We start from the raw sequence: 16,631 nt of genomic DNA, 5'->3' as shown, positions 1-16,631 counted from the left end.
ATATTATAACGTACTTTTATTTCACCACTCTCACCTATCAATTGTAATGGTTATTTCAAATTTCAGTCATTTCACAAGGAGTTATTTATACAGAAGTAAAAGTAAATTCAAGGATTTACAATAAAAATATCCTGACACCTTATAGTTCCAGGCCAATGCAACACCGTATCCTCCTATTGAAAATAAGACTGAAATAATTCAGCAAAAAGGTATAATCCACTTATTGAGGAATTATACCTTTTTTAAAATGTAGCTTTATTTTAGAACCTGTTGATTGGAGCGGAAGGCGGCGAAGACTCCTGGTCGACTAAAGACGGCCACGTCCTGTGGCCAACGCCGACACGGCACTAGGACATCTTTGTCCGTCGCGGGAGTACGGAACAGAGAAGACCCCACAGGCGCTTGCGCCGAGGAGGCTCCCCGTACCCGCCCGCTGAAAGCGAAGCCGCCTGGAGCGAAAATCAACAGCCATGTTAAAGGAACCTTCCCCACTTGCCTTATATATTTACCTTTCTAAAACAAGTGTAACTGGCCCATCATTAATCAATTTAACATCCATCATTGCTCCAAAAATACCCGTTTCTACTTGGATTCCTTTTTCTTTCAATAACTGATTAAAATGATGATATAACACTTCAGCATGATCAGGTTTTGCGGCATCCATGAAGTTTGGCCTTCTCCCTTTGCTGCAATCCCCATATAGAGTAAATTGGGAAATGGATAAAATTGCCCCTTCCGTATCAAGCAAGGAGCGATTCATTTTTCCCGCCTCATCCTCAAAAATTCGTAAATTGACAATCTTATCCGCAAGCCATTCACATTCTCGCTCAGAATCCTCATGGGTCATACCGACTAATAAAACAAAACCACGATCAATAGAACCTGTAATATTTCCTTCTACTGTTACGCTTGCCTCTTTGCATCTTTGCAATACTACTCTCATTAATCATTAAAACTCCCTTAATTCATAATACGTCTAACGGCATATATATCTGGAATTTGCTTAATTTTGTCTACAACCTTATGAAGATGACCGATATTTTGGATGGAAATCGACATCATGATTGTTGCCATTTTATTTCTATCAGATCTTCCAGTTACCGCGGTAATATTTGTTTTTGTTCCACTAACGGTTTGAAGAACTTCATTTAAGAGACCACGGCGATCAAAGCCTGATATTTCAATATCAACATTATATTCTTTGCGATTTGCCGTATCCGATTCCCATTCTACAGAAATTAATCGGTTTTCCATTTCACTTGCATCAATATTTGGACAATCTGCTCTATGAACGGAAACTCCTCGACCTTTTGTAACAAATCCGATGATCTCATCCCCAGGCACAGGATTGCAGCATCTTGATAAACGAATGAGTAAATTATCAGCACCTTCTACTGTTACACCCGCATCATGACGTTTCGGAGCTGGATCGGTTTTTACTTCTGCGGTAATTTCTTTCTCTGCTTCTTCCTGATCTCGTTGTTTTCTTAATTTTTCAGTAAGACGATTTGCAACTTGTAATGCTGAAATGCCATTATATCCGACACTTGCAAACATATCGTCTTCATTTCCGAAATTAAATTTGTCCGCAACTTTTTTCAAGTTTTCAGCAGACATAACCTTTTTCAAGTCAAAATCCATATCTTTAATTTCTTTTTCAACGAGTTCTCTACCTTTAAGGATATTCTCCTCTTTACGCTGTCGCTTAAAAAATTGTCGAATTTTATTTTTAGCTTGTGAAGTTTGTGCTAGTTTCAGCCAATCTTGACTAGGTCCGTAAGAATGCTTGGACGTGAGGATTTCAATAATATCCCCTGTTTTTAATTTATAGTCTAATGTAACGATTTTTCCGTTTATTTTAGCGCCAATAGTCTTATTTCCAATTTCTGAGTGAATGCGATAGGCAAAATCAATCGGAACCGATCCCGCTGGCAGCTCAATCACATCGCCTTTAGGCGTAAACACGAACACCATGTCGGAAAAAAGATCTATTTTTAATGATTCCATAAATTCTTCAGCATTCTCTGATTCATTTTGGAACTCTAGTATTTCCCTAAACCACGAAAGCTTTTTCTCGAAGGATGCTTGAGGTGTCATGCTCTTTCCTTCTTTATATGCCCAATGTGCGGCAACCCCAAATTCGGAAATACGATGCATTTCCATCGTCCTAATTTGAACCTCCAAAGGGTCCCCTTTCGGTCCAATGACAGTGGTGTGAAGAGATTGATACATGTTTGGTTTCGGCATCGCGATATAATCTTTAAAGCGTCCGGGCATTGGCTTCCAGCAAGTATGAATAATTCCGAGCACTGCATAACAATCTTTTATACTATTAACAATGATCCTAACCGCAAGTAAATCATATATTTCATTAAATTGCTTATGCTGAAGAACCATTTTTCGATAAATGGAATAAATATGCTTCGGTCTTCCGTAAACTTCTGCTTTTATTTCCATTTCATTTAAGCGATCCTTCACTTCGGACATGACATCTTCAAGATATTGCTCCCGCTCTTCCCTTTTTCTTTTCATTAAATTGACAATCCGATAATACTGCTGTGGATTTAAATAACGGAGAGCAGTATCTTCAAGTTCCCATTTGATTTTTGAAATCCCAAGCCGATGCGCTAATGGAGCGAAGATTTCTAATGTTTCATTCGCTATCCTTCTTTGCTTTTCAGGCGGTAAATGTTTAAGGGTGCGCATATTATGAAGTCTATCCGCTAATTTTATCAAAATGACCCTAATATCTTGTGCCATAGCGATAAACATTTTTCGATGATTCTCCGCTTGTTGTTCCTGATGAGATTTATATTTTATCTTACCTAGTTTTGTAACACCATCGACAAGCATCGCTACTTCCTTGCCAAATTCCGTTTTTATTTCGGAAATAGTCACTGATGTATCTTCGACTACATCATGGAGAAAGCCGCCTATCAATGTTGCCGGATCCATTTCTAAATCAGCTAGTATACCGGCTACTTGGATAGGGTGGATGATATAAGGCTCCCCTGATTTACGAAATTGATCTTTATGTGCAGCGCTAGCAAACTCATATGCTTTTTGCACTAATGCAACATTTTCAGCATTTAAGTATTTACTTGTTCGATTTATCACTTCTTCCGCTAGTATTTTTTCATCTTTAGCCATGAGGATCACCTTTTTATGAAAATTGAATATATGATACCTATTATCGAGAAAAGAGACACACTTGTAAAGGTTTTGACAATAAAATTTAGAAAAACTGATGATTTGACAGCATCAATAAAATAGTAAGGCTGTCCCTTTCTACTATTTTTTGGGACAGCCAAAGAAGATTAGAATGTCATTAATGAAAGGATGTCATAGCCATCCAAATTTTCTCTACCATTTAAATATGATAGCTCAATAAGAAATGCAATTCCTGCAACTACACCACCTAGTTTTTCAACAAGTTCAATCGTAGCTTGAATGGTGCCGCCAGTTGCCAATAAATCATCTGTTATAAGCACTCTCTGCCCAGGTTTAATTGCATCCTTATGTATCGTGAGTGCATCTTTCCCATATTCCTTCCCGTAATCTGCTTTGATTGTTTCACGAGGAAGCTTTCCTTCTTTACGAACAGGTGCAAACCCAAGGCCCAATGCATATGCTACCGGACATCCAATGATAAAACCTCTCGCTTCGGGGCCCACAACGATATCGATTTTCTTTTCCTTTGCGTACTCGACTATTTGATCGGTTGCATAGTGATATGCCTCACCATGATCCATCAATGTTGTAATATCCTTAAATATGATCCCTTCCTTAGGCCAATCAGGAACGATCGTAATAAATTGTTTCAAGTCCATGCTTTTGTTTCCTCCTCATAAGACACAGTATGTGCCAACCTTTCATCGAACCAAGACTTCAAATCCTTATTCGATGAAAATAACAATAATTTTTCCATACTAATCTGCTCTTGTTTTTTCCGATATATCTCTGAATCCGCTAGATCTTTTTTCTGCTTATCTGGATTGATTGAAATGAATCCATCCTTTATTGTAACAAAATTTAATTCAAAAAACACTTCCGACATAAATTTAACTGTTTCTATCGACCAACCTCGATATTTTGCAAGATCTTCTCCAAATTTGTTCAAATCAAAACTTTGTCTTTTTAACAGAAAGGCGTAATACCACTTGAAATGGTCTCTTGTAGGTATTATTGAAAAAAACTGCGTATGATCATGATATAAATGCGCATATATACGTTCAGGAGACTTACCTCTAATAAGCTTGTCTAGCATGTCAATGTCTTGTGGCATATCATAAAGGACAATATGTTTTCCATTTATATCGACTTCTTTTGCATCCTCCTTGTTTCTTACGATAACAAGATTATTTCTATGCTCAAATTGTTTCAAATACTTCTCTGAAAAAATAATCAACATCTTCGTCGAATCATCTAGATCTATTTGCTTATTACCGCGAACATCAAAAAGCTGCCATTCGCGAATTGCCAAATCCTTCATAATGATTTGCGGTTTTCTCATATTATTCCACTCATTGATGGAAAGTTCACCTAAAACAGAGACTTTTGCATCAGATGATATCTCATCAGCTAAATGACCAATATTAAATCCAACCCCATCAAGTGTATGACCTGACTTTTCTAAAGTCAGTTTTAAATGGGTTTTATTTGCTCCTATTTTTCTTACTCCTGCTGCCGATGTGCTTTGGATCATAACTTTAGGTTTTGGATTCCCCATGCCAAAAGGAGCTAACAACCCTAGTTGTCCAATCGCCTCTACATTTACTTCATCAATTTCAAGAGCTGCATCCAATTCTGTTACAGGAATAAAGTCCTCAGCTGTCAGTTGATTTCCACAAGCCTCGTTTAGCTCTTTGCGTAAAAGATCAACATCTTCAATTTTTAATGTCATTCCAGCTGCCATTGGATGTCCGCCAAAATGAGGGAGTAAATGAGATACGGCTGATAGATTTTTATATAAGTCAAAACCTTGAATACTCCGGGCAGAACCTTTAGCAAGTCCTGTTGTTTTATCGTAGCTCAAAACAATAGCAGGTCGATAAAAACGATCTACTAATCTAGAGGCTACAATTCCAATTACACCTGCACTCCACCCCTCTTTTCCGATAACAATCACATTATTTTCATTAGGTGGAAAATCACTTTCGACCATTGAAACTGCTTCATTCGTTATTTCAGTTACATATTGTTGCCGTTCTTTATTCATAAGATCTATTTCTTCAGCAAGCTGCTCAGCAACTTTAACATCATTGGTCATTAATAATTCTGCAGCCGGCGCCGCATGATTCATTCGACCCGCTGCATTCAACCTAGGACCAATGGCAAACCCAACCGTCTCTTCATTAATTTCCGATAGTTTTGTTCCGGACATTTTACATAATGCTTGAAGACCAAGACGCTTCGTATGGGTCAATTTCTTCAAACCGGCAATTACAAGAAGACGATTTTCTCCATGTAATGGTACGAGATCAGCAATTGTACCAATGGCAACTAAATCAAGTAATTCTTCAGGCATTTCTCCATTTAAAGCGTGGGCAAGTTTAAATGCAACACCAACACCTGCAAGTTCTGAAAAAGGGTAATTTGTATGGGGCAATTTTGGATGAATAATCGCAAATGCTTCAGGAAGAATCTCTCCAGGCTCATGGTGATCTGTAATAATCACATCGATACCAAGTTCATTTGCCAGATTTACTTCATTAACGGCTGATATTCCTGTATCTACCGTAATAATTAATTTTATACCTTTACTATGAGCCTCTCTAAATGCATTTTCATTTGGCCCATATCCTTCTGTAAAACGATTAGGTATATAATATGTAACATTGGCATTCATTTTTGTAAGAATATCCATCATTACTGTAGTACTTGTCACACCATCGGCATCATAATCACCAAAAATTAATATCGGTTCGTTTCTTTCAATCGCCTTTTTAATTCTATCGACACTTTTATCCATATTAGGAAATAAAAAAGGATTATGAAATTCTCCAATTTCCGTATTTAAAAATTCTCTAGCTTCGTTAACGTCGTTTATTCCTCGATTGACTAACATAGAGGACAAAAGTAAATGAATATTTAATTGCTGTGCAAGCTCTTTTACGGTTTGATCATTCGCAGTTTGAACAACCCACCTCGTTTTAGGATATAACATTGGTTCACCTCTCTAAACTAACATAACATAAAGTATAAAACTTATATCATTTTTTTTCATCCGAATGATCAGGATTAATATGAATAAAAACATTATGAACATCTGGATGTTCCATTAGTTTCAATTTTACTTTTTTACCAATTTCATGTCCTTCTTTTACGGTAATGTAAGGATCAACTGATATTTTCAGATCAATAATAACATAATATCCATGCTCTCTTGCATGAAGTTCTCCAATTTCTCTTACTTCCGGTACAGATGCTACTAAATGTCTAAAAACAGTTGTATCTTCTTCATGGAGAACATGGTCTAGTGTGTTATGAATGGAATCAGCTCCTAGCTTCCATGCCATTTTTAATACAAGTACGGAAACTACAACGCCCGCAACTGGATCTCCATATTCCAGCCAATGAATATCGAACTTTCCCCCCAGAATTGACGCTCCAATTCCTATGAGTGCAGCGATTGAAGAATAGACATCCGACCTATGCTCAAAAGCATTTACAATTAATGCATCACTTTTTAATTTTTTTCCTAATCGATATTTATATTGGAAAAGTGCCTCTTTCACAATGATTGAAAAAATAACAGCATATATTGCTATACTCCCGGGTACTGCAACAGTAGTAAATAAGGCAGAAATGGAGGACTTTCCAATTTGTATTCCTGCTAAGAATAGAATGACAGCCACAATGATGGCAGCAATAGATTCGGCTTTTCCATGCCCGTATGGATGATCTTTATCGGGTGGTCGCTTTGCAGCTCTAAGGCCAATATAAACAGCTAGCGATCCAGCTATATCTGATGCGGAATGGGCAGCGTCTGCGATTAATGCTTTACTATTTGCTTTTAAACCTATGAATCCTTTTACAACTGTTAAGATGATATTAACAATAATCCCTAAACATGCGGCAAATTCTGCTTGTCTAAAACGATCATCCTGATTCATTGCTTACTCCTTTTTTCTTTATGTGCATGAGCTACCATCTTATTAAGAACCACTAACCCTCCTTATCAGGAAGGCATTTTTAAATAAACAATAAACATTAAGAAAATTGCTTATGCATAAAAGTAGTATTCTACTTTGTTGTCAAAAAAAACCGCAGAATCTTCTGCGGTTTTAACTAGTCAAATCTAGTTCGTTTCTTTATACTTGAGGCTCATCAGACCATTTCTTCTTTTCTTTAACAGTACTAATCGGTCCGTTTTTCTTAAGTTCTCTTACTTTCATATCATACCATAATTGTGCGGAAATGAAGATTGATGAATACGTTCCAGCAAGAAGCCCTACAAGTAAGGCGACGGAAAAATTCCGGATCGATTCACTTCCTAATATTAGTAAAGCAACGACCGTAATAATAACTGTCAGTACAGTGTTGATGGAGCGTGTCAATGTTTGGCGCAAACCTTGATTGACAACATCCGCAATATCTTGTTCTGTTTTTAAACGTTTTTTAGCCGTCATATTTTCGCGAATTCGGTCAAATGTCACAATTGTGTCATTTATCGAATAACCAACAATGGTTAATATCGCAGCGATGAAAGTCAAGTCTACTTCAAGCCGCGTTAAACTAAAGAACGCGACAATAAAAAATGCGTCATGTACGAGCCCAAGAACGGAAGTGAGCCCCATCGCATATTCAAATCTGAAAGAAACATAAATGATAATCCCTAAAGCAGCGACTAAAAGAGCTTTAATCGCATTCTTGATTAGTTCCTTTCCAACCGTTGACGAAACAGTACTTACATTAGGTTCCGCACCGTATTTCTCCTCAAAGTGAGTTTTCAATTTCGCAATATCTGTTTTGCTAAAAACGCCTTTATACCTCGCAACACCTATTTCACTATTTGCACCTGAAAGGACGATATCATTAGTAGGGAAACCTATTTCGCTAAGTTCAGATTTCATTTCTTCTGTTGTTAACGTCTTACCTGCGTTAATATCGACACGTGTACCGCTGGAAAAGTCAATTCCTAAATTCAATCTAAAAATACCGAGAATGACGGCGCCACTTAAAAGTAATATAGCAGAAAAGACATAGAACTTTTTCCGATGCTTAACAAAATCAAACTTATCAAAGCGTGTCGGCAAATCGTGTGTCGTCTTGTTATCTGATAATGCATAGATTTGCGATTGTTTTATTCCGAACCAGCCGGGCTTATCCTTTAAGAAACGGCTGTTTATCCATAGTCCAAGCAAAAGTCTCGATCCATAAACGGCAGTTAAAAAGCTCATTAATATACTGATGATGAGCATTGTTGCAAATCCTTTAACAGAGCTAGTCCCAAAATAGAATAAAACAGCTCCGGCAAGCAATGTAGTAATGTTTGCGTCCAAAATGGCGACAAACGATGATTTGTTCCCTGCCTCAAAAGCAGACTTTATCGATCTTCCAACTTTTATTTCTTCCTTTATTCGCTCATATGTTAATATATTTGCATCGACTGCCATACCAACACCGAGAATTAAAGCGGCAATACCTGGCAGAGTCAATACACCATTCATCAATTCAAAAATAAGCAGGATTAAGTAAATGTAAATCGAAAGTGTAATTGTTGCAATAACGCCTGGGAAACGATAATAAACAAGCATGAAAAGGAAAATAATAGCAATTCCTAAAATTCCAGCTTCAACTGTTTTATTCAGTGCTTCTTCCCCAAACTGTGCTCCCACAGAGGTGGAATAAACTTCAGTTAACTTAACAGGCAGAGCTCCAGCATTTAATAGATTGGCCAAATTCTCCGCTTCTTTTTGTGTAAAATTCCCCTCGATTGTAACTTCTGTTGTATTAAAAACTTCATTGACATTCGGATTTGAAAGCATTTTTGGATTGCCATTAGCTACTGCGGACTTGTAGGAGTCGACTCCTTCCTCAAAGTCGAGCCAAATGACAAGCTGGTTATTCGGTGCCATTTCAACTATTTTCTTCGTAACATCTCTGAATTTTTTTCTATCTTTTAATTCGACTGAAACAATCGGTTGATTATTTCTTGAAGAAATTGTAGCTTTGGCACCGCCTTCTTTTAGATCCGTACCAGATAGCATGACATTGTCATTAACATCACGGAAGGATAAAGTTGCTGTCGTTCCGAGGGTTTCACGTGCTTGATTTTGATCCTCTACACCAGGCAACTGTACTCTTATGCGATTTGTACCTTCGATTTGAATATTAGGTTCACTTACACCGATGACATTGATTCGATTATTAAGCGCTTGTGTTGTATGTACAAGAGTTTCCCTATCGATTTTTTGATTTTTGTCTACCGCTTTAACATCATATAGGACTTCAAAACCACCTTGTAGATCAAGCCCTAGCTTAACTTTTTTTATAATAGGGTTTGATGTGGTCCCTATTAAACTTGCCATTAAAATGATAATAAGAAAAAATGCGACAATTCTGCTTCGTTTAACCATTAAATATAGTTCCCCCTTGCATTGATGAGCATCGAACGTATGCAGCAAGTACAATTTTAAAAACATTACAAGTATAATCCAATAAAGAATGCAGTGTCAATTTCACATAATTATTCTTTTATTTGCAAAAGTTCCTGAAGTTCATCACTGTCTATATCTGAAAACCAATCTGGAGATTTAAAAGCTTCGACCGTTGCAAAATTCATAAATTCTCCAACCTTCATCGATAATACATCGGATACTAATTCGTAAATCCGAATACCTTCCTTATGTTTTCTCCATTTTTTTTTCGTTAAAAAAATCCATATGTCTTCAGTTTTTACTTCCCCATAGCCTAATACTGCAAACTCTTCAGCTTTACTAGTAAGTGCAGGTTTTAATACATGTAGATATGAATCATAAGGATGATGAGAAGTGTCCATGATTTAACCGCCTTCCAAATATTTTGTCCTTCGTTATCGACAACTTGTCATGCTTTGTCCACTTCATTGCATATACTTCATTGTAATCGATTGATTGAGTTTTGAGAAGGCAGGGACAAAAATGACTAAGTTTCTTAGAGGTACAATCATATTAATGGCAGCGGGATTAATAACGAGACTTCTTGGATTCATCAATAGAATTGTCATCGCGAGAATGATTGGCGCTGAAGGCGTTGGTTTATTTATGATGTCTTTTCCAACACTTATCCTAGTTATTACGATTACGCAAATGGGATTACCTGTAGCCATTTCTAAAGCGGTAGCAGAGGCAGAAGCAAGGGGCGATAGAAAGAAAATAAAAAAAATACTTGCCGTTTCACTGGCTGTTACGGGTTCATTATCACTTATTTTCACACCAGGGTTAATTTTAGCAGCCCCGTTTTTATCTCAAGCACTTTTCACTGATGAAAGAACGTATTATCCATTAGTTGCAATAGCTCCGATTATTCCAATCGTCGCTATCTCCTCTGTTATTAGGGGGTACTTTCAAGGTAAGCAAAATATGAAACCGGCTGCAATTTCTCAAGTAATAGAGCAAATTGTCAGGATTGCTTTAATCGCCATGTTTGCTAAGAGATTTTTACCACTTGGAATCGAATATGCTGCTGCTGCAGCAATGGTCGCTTCCGTCTTAGGTGAATTAGCTTCTTTAGGCTATTTGTTTTTGATGTTTAAAGTTAAGAAAAAATTTCCCGTACGGAAAAACTTTTTTAAGTCAGTAAAAGCAAGCGGCAAAACCTTAAAGGAATTAATGGAAGTAGCATTACCTGCTACAGGAAGCCGAATGATTGGATCTCTTGCTTGGTTTTTCGAACCAATCGTCGTTTCCCATAGTTTGTTGATTGCCGGCATCGCAGCGGGGGTTGCAACAAAGCAATATGGGTTATTGACTGGATATGCATTACCCCTTCTTATGCTGCCTTCCTTTATCACTCATTCACTTTCGACATCTCTTGTTCCAGCCATCAGCGAAGCAAATACATTTCGAAATAACAAACTGGTAGAACATAGACTGCAGCAAGCATTAAGATTTGCCCTCCTTACAGGTGGACTAGCTGTTGTCGTTTTATATGTATTTGCTAAACCACTCATGACATTAATGTATGGAACGCCAACTGGTTTTGAATTTATTAGATTAATGGCGCCTTTCTTCATTTTTCATTATTATCAAGGTCCTTTGCAGGCTATTCTCCAAGCATTGGATTTGGCAAGTGCAGCAATGATCAATAGCCTTATAGGCGCTGTCTTGAAAATTGTAGTCATTTTCGTCCTTGCTTCCCAGCCACAATTCGGAATTAATGGCGCTGCTCTTGGAATAGCCGCTGGAACTGTTCTTGTAACAATGCTCCATTTTGCCACGGTATTGAAAAAAATTCAATTTACAATTTATTTATTGGACTATGTTAAATTCATAGTTGCTACAGTTTTGGCCGGTATTGCAGGCACATTTTGTTACAAGACTACATTGATTGAGAGTCATGAAATAGTTCGTCTTCTTGTAGGCATCGGTGTTATCACTGTGTCCTATATTATACTCTCTATTTTGTTTAAGTTATTAACAAAAAACGATTTATTAAGAATCCCAATCATTAACCGATTTGTTCGTTGACTATTTAGGATCAATATAATCAATGAAAAACTTGCCGTCTTGAAAACTGCAAAAAGAGATTTGATCTATTTGATGGTGACCTCGTTCATTTAGTTCTTTTTTGAGCCAAGCTTCATCTTTATAGATTTGGTCTAAATGATCTTGCTGAATTTTTCCATTTAATATGATGGGAAGGGTATATGTTGCCGATTTCTTAGTATTTGATTTTTTAATAATGGATAGCTCTCCGGAAGTTTCTAGGATAGCAAACTCGACATCTGCAATATTCGTTATATCTTTCGTTCTAAGCTGCATCAGTAAATCATCAAAGTTATAACGTAGTTTTTTCATCATATTTTCATCTATTTTTCCATTTTTTATGACAAGGGATGGCTTTCCGTCAACAATTCGTCTAATCTTTCTACTTTTTAATGATAAAAAGGCCATTAACATTTGAATTAACATTAATACGGTCATCGGAATGATAGTATGAAGAATAGGATCTTTATGTTGTTCAATTGCGATAACTGCCATTTCACCCAGCATAATAAATACTACAAGATCCAGTACACTTAACTCCCCTATCTCTCGTTTACCCATAATCCTAAAAATTAAGTGAATCACTAAGTACAAAAGGATCGTACGCAAAATAATGGTAAAAACATTTTCCATATCCTTTTTCCCTCCTCTTCATTGCACAATTTAGTATGTCCTATTATTGAAGAAAAATTGAGGAAAAACCATTCTAAAAACGAAGGAAATGAATAAGCATGTACAGAGATAAGACAGTCAGGAAAAAAGAAAGGAGTGTATAAAAATAGAAGCAAAAAAATTAGGAGCATCTATTTTATATGGAGTCATCGCTATATTACTTTTAGGTGTCGTTACTAGCATGATATTTTCTCTTATCCTACATTTTACTGAGACTCAGGAAAAATCTATCAACTTATTGATCACGATCATTTCTTTTTTCTCTGTGTTTGCAGGTGGATTCATTTGTGGTGGTAAAGGAAAACAAAAAGGGTGGTTAATAGGAGGGGCTACTGGACTTGTTTATAGTCTTCTAATATTGATGTACCAGTATTTAGGTCATAGTGCATTATTCACTCCAGAACAACTCGTATACCATATTTGCTATATATTAACGGCGATGATGGGAGGAGTGTTAGGAGTAAATATTTTATCCGGACCCGTTCACAACTAAAAATTGTCATAAAAAAAGAAGCTGTCAAAATGAGTGACTCGCTTCTTTTTTATCTTTTTTTATCTAGTTTCCAGCGACAGACTCAGTTACATCACGAACAGCAGCACGATCATATGTAAGCCTGCTTCCATCCCCACATTTAATGACGATTTTCCCTTCATCAATCGCATCAACAATTCCATGAAGGCCGCCAATTGTGACGATCTTGTCCCCTTTTTGCAAATTTCCTTGCATGTTTTGAACTGCTTTTTGCCGCTTTTGGTTTGGTCTTATTAGTAAAAAATAAAACAATACAAACATTAAAATAAACGGTGATAAGCCTAATAAAGTTTCCATTTTTGTTTCCCTCCTTTTTATTCAAAAGTTATTAGAAATTTTTTGCGTCCGGAAGATTGAATCCATATCGCTCAAAAAATTCTGTTTTGAAGTCACCTAGGCGATCCTCTTTAATCGCATTTCTGACTTGCTTCATCAATTTTAACAGAAAATATAAATTATGGTAAGTCGTAAGTCTAATTCCGAACGTTTCGTCACATTTTATTAAATGTCTAATATACGCGCGTGAATAGTTTCTACAAGTGTAGCATTCACATTCTTCATCAAGAGGCCTAAAATCCCTTGCAAATGCTGCATTTTTTACTACAAGTCTTCCATTGGTCGTCATACATGTTCCATTTCTCGCTATTCTAGTAGGCAACACACAATCAAACATATCCACGCCGCGGATCGCTCCATCAATTAACGAATCTGGAGAACCAACCCCCATTAAATATCTTGGCTTATCACTTGGTAAAAGCGGTGTAGTAAATTCCAAAACTTTATTCATGACATCTTTTGGTTCACCTACGGATAATCCACCAATTGCATAGCCAGGAAAATCTAATGAAACTAAGTCCTTTGCACTTTGTGTTCTTAAATCCTCATATTCCCCGCCTTGTACAATCCCAAACAACCCCTGATCTTCCGATCGTTGATGTGCTTTCAAACATCTCTCCGCCCACCGGGACGTACGCTCCACTGACTTTTTCATATATTCATGTGTTGCAGGAAAAGGGGGACACTCATCAAAAGCCATCATAATATCTGAGCCTAGTGCATTTTGAATTTCCATTGCCTTTTCCGGTGATAAAAATAACTTGTCACCGTTTAAGTGGTTGCGAAAATGGACACCCTCTTCTTCTATTTTTCTAAAATCACTTAATGAAAAAACTTGAAAACCGCCTGAATCGGTAAGAATAGCTTGATCCCAATTCATAAATGAATGAAGACCACCTGCTTCCTTTACAATCTCATGTCCAGGCCTGAGCCAAAGATGATAAGTGTTACTCAGGATGATTCCCGCACCCATTTCCTTTAATTCTTCAGGAGACATCGTTTTAACTGTTGCCAATGTACCAACAGGCATAAACATAGGTGTTTCATACGATCCATGGGGCGTATGGACCATGCCAAGGCGCGCTCCTGTTTGCTTACAAGTCTTAATTAATTCGTATTTAATAGCAGTCAAGCACTTCATTTCCTTTCTACATATCCTAAATGATCAACATTGCATCTCCAAAACTAAAGAAACGATATCGCTCTTTAACAGCTTCGTTATATGCACGGAGCACGTGCTCACGTCCAGCTAAAGCACTGACAAGCATAATTAATGTGGACATCGGCAAATGAAAATTTGTGATCATGCCATCAATTGCCTTAAAGGTATAGCCGGGATAAATAAAAATATCTGTCCAGCCGCTGCCGGATTTAAAATGTCCATTATTACTGGCAATCGTTTCTAATGTTCTTGTAGAAGTAGTACCTACTGATATGATACGGCCACCTTGTTTTTTTACCTCATTTAACAAAGAGGCTGTTTCCTCTGAAATACTATAATATTCCGAATGCATGTCGTGTTCATCAATATTTTCAACACTGACCGGCCTAAAAGTCCCGAGTCCAACATGAAGTGTTATAAAAGCGATTTTTATACCTTTATCCTGAATTTCTTCCAGAAGTTTTTCTGTAAAATGAAGTCCAGCTGTAGGTGCTGCAGCAGATCCTCGCTCTTTTGCATAAACGGTTTGATACCTGCCTTGATCTTCCAGTTGTTCCTTAATATATGGAGGTAAAGGCATTTTCCCTAAAGAATCAAGTATTTCATAAAAAATACCCTTATAATGAAATTCTAGAATTCTTCCTCCATGCTCCAGTTCCTCGATACAAATTGCATTCAGCTGACCATCACCAAATGAAATAGTTGTTCCTTTTTTTACTCTTTTCGCTGGTTTAACGAGAACTTCCCATTTATCTCCCTCTACTTGCTTAAGCAGCAGCACTTCAATTTTAGCACGCGTATCAAGCTTTGAGCCGAGTAATCTTGCTGGCAAAACTTTTGTATCATTTAATACAAGACAATCGCCTTTTTGCAAATAATTTAATATATGGTTGAACGTATCATGTTTGATATCACCTGATTCTTTTTCAAGCACCATCAACCGACTAGATGCACGATTTTCTAAAGGTACTTGAGCAATTAATTCTTCAGGCAATTCAAAATTAAACATATCAACTTTCACTATTTCCCAAGCCTCCCAACAACATACAGAACAATGGTTAAAATAATACTAATTATAATGGAGGTCATCATTGGAAAGTAAAAGGTTGTATTGCCTTTTTTAACAATGAAATCTCCTGGTAATTTGCCAATTTTCACAAACTGTATAATAAAGCCTATTAAAAAAATAGCAGCTCCAATAACCATCAACAGTTTGGACATACCACTCATTTCCCCGGTACCTCCATTTTAAAATGCTCATATACAAGAGGCGTAACAATTCTTCCCCTTGGTGTCCTTTGCAGAAAACCAATTTGCAATAAATATGGTTCATATACGTCCTCAATCGTGGTCGCTTCTTCCCCAATGCTGGCGGCTATCGTGTCGATTCCGACTGGACCACCTCTAAATCTTTCGATCATTCCGATCAATAGTTTGTGATCAATATTGTCTAAACCGAGACGATCCACTTGCAGCAGTTCCAATGCCTCATCTGCTAAAGTAAAAGAAATAACTCCATCCGCTCTTACTTGTGCAAAATCCCTCACCCTTCGAAGGAGTCGATTGGCAATTCTAGGCGTTCCCCGAGAACGGCGTGCAATCTCAACTGCTGCATTCCAGTCAATATCTGTTTCTAGTATTTGTGCCGTTCTTACAATGATATCTGTCAGCTGTTCCTCATTATAATATTCAAGCCTGCTCAAAACACCAAAACGGTCCCTGAGAGGTGCAGATACCGCTCCTGCGCGAGTCGTAGCCCCCACTAATGTAAAAGGAGGAAGATCAAGTCTCACTGATCTTGATTCTGGTCCTTTTCCAATTACGATATCTAAGCAATAATCCTCCATAGCTGGATATAATACTTCTTCAATAGCTCTTGGCAACCGATGTATTTCATCGATAAATAATACTTCACCCGGCTCTAAAGAAGTTAATATTGCCGCTAGATCACCTGGACGTTCGATTGCTGGTCCTGAAGTTGTTCTTACATTCACACCCATCTCATTGGCAATGACAACAGCTAAAGTAGTTTTCCCAAGACCGGGAGGACCGTATAAAAGGACGTGATCCAATGTTTCCTTTCTCATTTTAGCGGCTTCAATAAATACAGCCAAGTTACTTTTCACTTTATCTTGGCCAATATATTGAGACAACCTTTGTGGGCGGAGACTTTGCTCGAAAGAAAGATCATTACTCATTGCTTCGCTCGATAGCACTCTTTCTTCCATTTTTTCTACAT

Annotated in this window: 15 protein-coding genes; 2 read left to right on the top strand and 13 right to left on the bottom strand. The window is 37.3% G+C overall.

What is annotated here, in order from left to right:
- Positions 1 to 505 precede the first annotated feature (505 nt).
- From dtd to KHA96_RS01760, 7 genes are all read right to left on the bottom strand, one after another.
- Positions 506 to 943 carry a D-aminoacyl-tRNA deacylase gene (gene dtd / locus KHA96_RS01790; protein ID WP_213127584.1) on the bottom strand — a complete coding sequence of 146 codons (438 nt, stop codon included), beginning with the start codon at positions 941 to 943 and terminating at the stop codon, positions 506 to 508.
- 17 nt (positions 944 to 960) lie between these two features.
- Complete coding sequence (locus KHA96_RS01785; RefSeq protein WP_213127583.1) at positions 961 to 3,150, bottom strand: RelA/SpoT family protein; 2,190 nt, start codon at positions 3,148 to 3,150, stop codon at positions 961 to 963.
- Positions 3,151 to 3,317: 167 nt separating this feature from the next.
- A complete protein-coding gene (locus KHA96_RS01780) occupies positions 3,318 to 3,830 on the bottom strand; it encodes an adenine phosphoribosyltransferase (protein ID WP_213127582.1) in 513 nt (170 codons plus the stop codon).
- On the bottom strand, positions 3,821 to 6,166 hold the full coding sequence (gene recJ / locus KHA96_RS01775) for a single-stranded-DNA-specific exonuclease RecJ (protein ID WP_213127581.1): 2,346 nt from the start codon (positions 6,164 to 6,166) through the stop codon (positions 3,821 to 3,823). The genes KHA96_RS01780 and recJ overlap by 10 nt, the downstream gene beginning before the upstream one ends.
- A 46-nt stretch (positions 6,167 to 6,212) precedes the next feature.
- The gene (locus KHA96_RS01770) at positions 6,213 to 7,115 is read right to left on the bottom strand and encodes a cation diffusion facilitator family transporter (RefSeq protein ID WP_213127580.1); all 903 of its coding nucleotides are present in this window, start codon (positions 7,113 to 7,115) and stop codon (positions 6,213 to 6,215) included.
- A gap of 198 nt (positions 7,116 to 7,313) precedes the next feature.
- Positions 7,314 to 9,581, bottom strand: coding sequence for a protein translocase subunit SecDF (gene secDF, locus KHA96_RS01765; protein ID WP_213127579.1), 2,268 nt, complete (start codon positions 9,579 to 9,581; stop codon positions 7,314 to 7,316).
- 110 nt (positions 9,582 to 9,691) lie between these two features.
- The gene (locus KHA96_RS01760) at positions 9,692 to 10,003 is read right to left on the bottom strand and encodes a post-transcriptional regulator (RefSeq protein WP_213127578.1); all 312 of its coding nucleotides are present in this window, start codon (positions 10,001 to 10,003) and stop codon (positions 9,692 to 9,694) included.
- A gap of 121 nt (positions 10,004 to 10,124) precedes the next feature.
- Here KHA96_RS01760 and spoVB point away from each other — a divergent pair, with 121 nt between their 5' ends.
- Positions 10,125 to 11,672, top strand: coding sequence for a stage V sporulation protein B (spoVB, locus tag KHA96_RS01755; RefSeq protein ID WP_213127577.1), 1,548 nt, complete (start codon positions 10,125 to 10,127; stop codon positions 11,670 to 11,672).
- On the opposite strand, the gene KHA96_RS01750 is transcribed toward spoVB, so the two are convergent.
- Positions 11,673 to 12,323: a DUF421 domain-containing protein gene (locus KHA96_RS01750; RefSeq protein WP_213127576.1), complete on the bottom strand. Its 651-nt coding sequence runs from the start codon at positions 12,321 to 12,323 to the stop codon at positions 11,673 to 11,675.
- 139 nt (positions 12,324 to 12,462) lie between these two features.
- Here KHA96_RS01750 and KHA96_RS01745 point away from each other — a divergent pair, with 139 nt between their 5' ends.
- The gene (locus tag KHA96_RS01745; protein WP_349305706.1) at positions 12,463 to 12,855 is read left to right on the top strand and encodes a TIGR04086 family membrane protein; all 393 of its coding nucleotides are present in this window, start codon (positions 12,463 to 12,465) and stop codon (positions 12,853 to 12,855) included.
- Positions 12,856 to 12,918: 63 nt separating this feature from the next.
- On the opposite strand, the gene yajC is transcribed toward KHA96_RS01745, so the two are convergent.
- The 5 genes from yajC to ruvB are packed head-to-tail and all read right to left on the bottom strand — an operon-like array spanning position 12,919 to position 16,620.
- The gene (yajC, locus tag KHA96_RS01740; protein ID WP_213127575.1) at positions 12,919 to 13,191 is read right to left on the bottom strand and encodes a preprotein translocase subunit YajC; all 273 of its coding nucleotides are present in this window, start codon (positions 13,189 to 13,191) and stop codon (positions 12,919 to 12,921) included.
- A gap of 31 nt (positions 13,192 to 13,222) precedes the next feature.
- The gene (gene tgt / locus KHA96_RS01735; protein WP_213127574.1) at positions 13,223 to 14,371 is read right to left on the bottom strand and encodes a tRNA guanosine(34) transglycosylase Tgt; all 1,149 of its coding nucleotides are present in this window, start codon (positions 14,369 to 14,371) and stop codon (positions 13,223 to 13,225) included.
- A gap of 16 nt (positions 14,372 to 14,387) precedes the next feature.
- Positions 14,388 to 15,413 (bottom strand): tRNA preQ1(34) S-adenosylmethionine ribosyltransferase-isomerase QueA, encoded by a 1,026-nt coding sequence (queA, locus tag KHA96_RS01730; protein WP_213127573.1) that lies wholly within the window; start codon positions 15,411 to 15,413, stop codon positions 14,388 to 14,390.
- Positions 15,413 to 15,622 (bottom strand): DUF2905 domain-containing protein, encoded by a 210-nt coding sequence (locus tag KHA96_RS01725; RefSeq protein WP_213127572.1) that lies wholly within the window; start codon positions 15,620 to 15,622, stop codon positions 15,413 to 15,415. The genes queA and KHA96_RS01725 overlap by 1 nt, the downstream gene beginning before the upstream one ends.
- On the bottom strand, positions 15,619 to 16,620 hold the full coding sequence (gene ruvB / locus KHA96_RS01720) for a Holliday junction branch migration DNA helicase RuvB (protein ID WP_213127571.1): 1,002 nt from the start codon (positions 16,618 to 16,620) through the stop codon (positions 15,619 to 15,621). The genes KHA96_RS01725 and ruvB overlap by 4 nt, the downstream gene beginning before the upstream one ends.
- Positions 16,621 to 16,631 lie beyond the last annotated feature (11 nt).

The organism is Bacillus sp. FJAT-49711, from assembly GCF_018343715.1.
GTDB lineage: Bacteria > Bacillota > Bacilli > Bacillales > Bacillaceae_C > Lederbergia.
The sequence above is the reverse complement of the archived record's forward strand: the minus strand, read 5'-3'. Positions and strand labels throughout refer to the sequence as shown.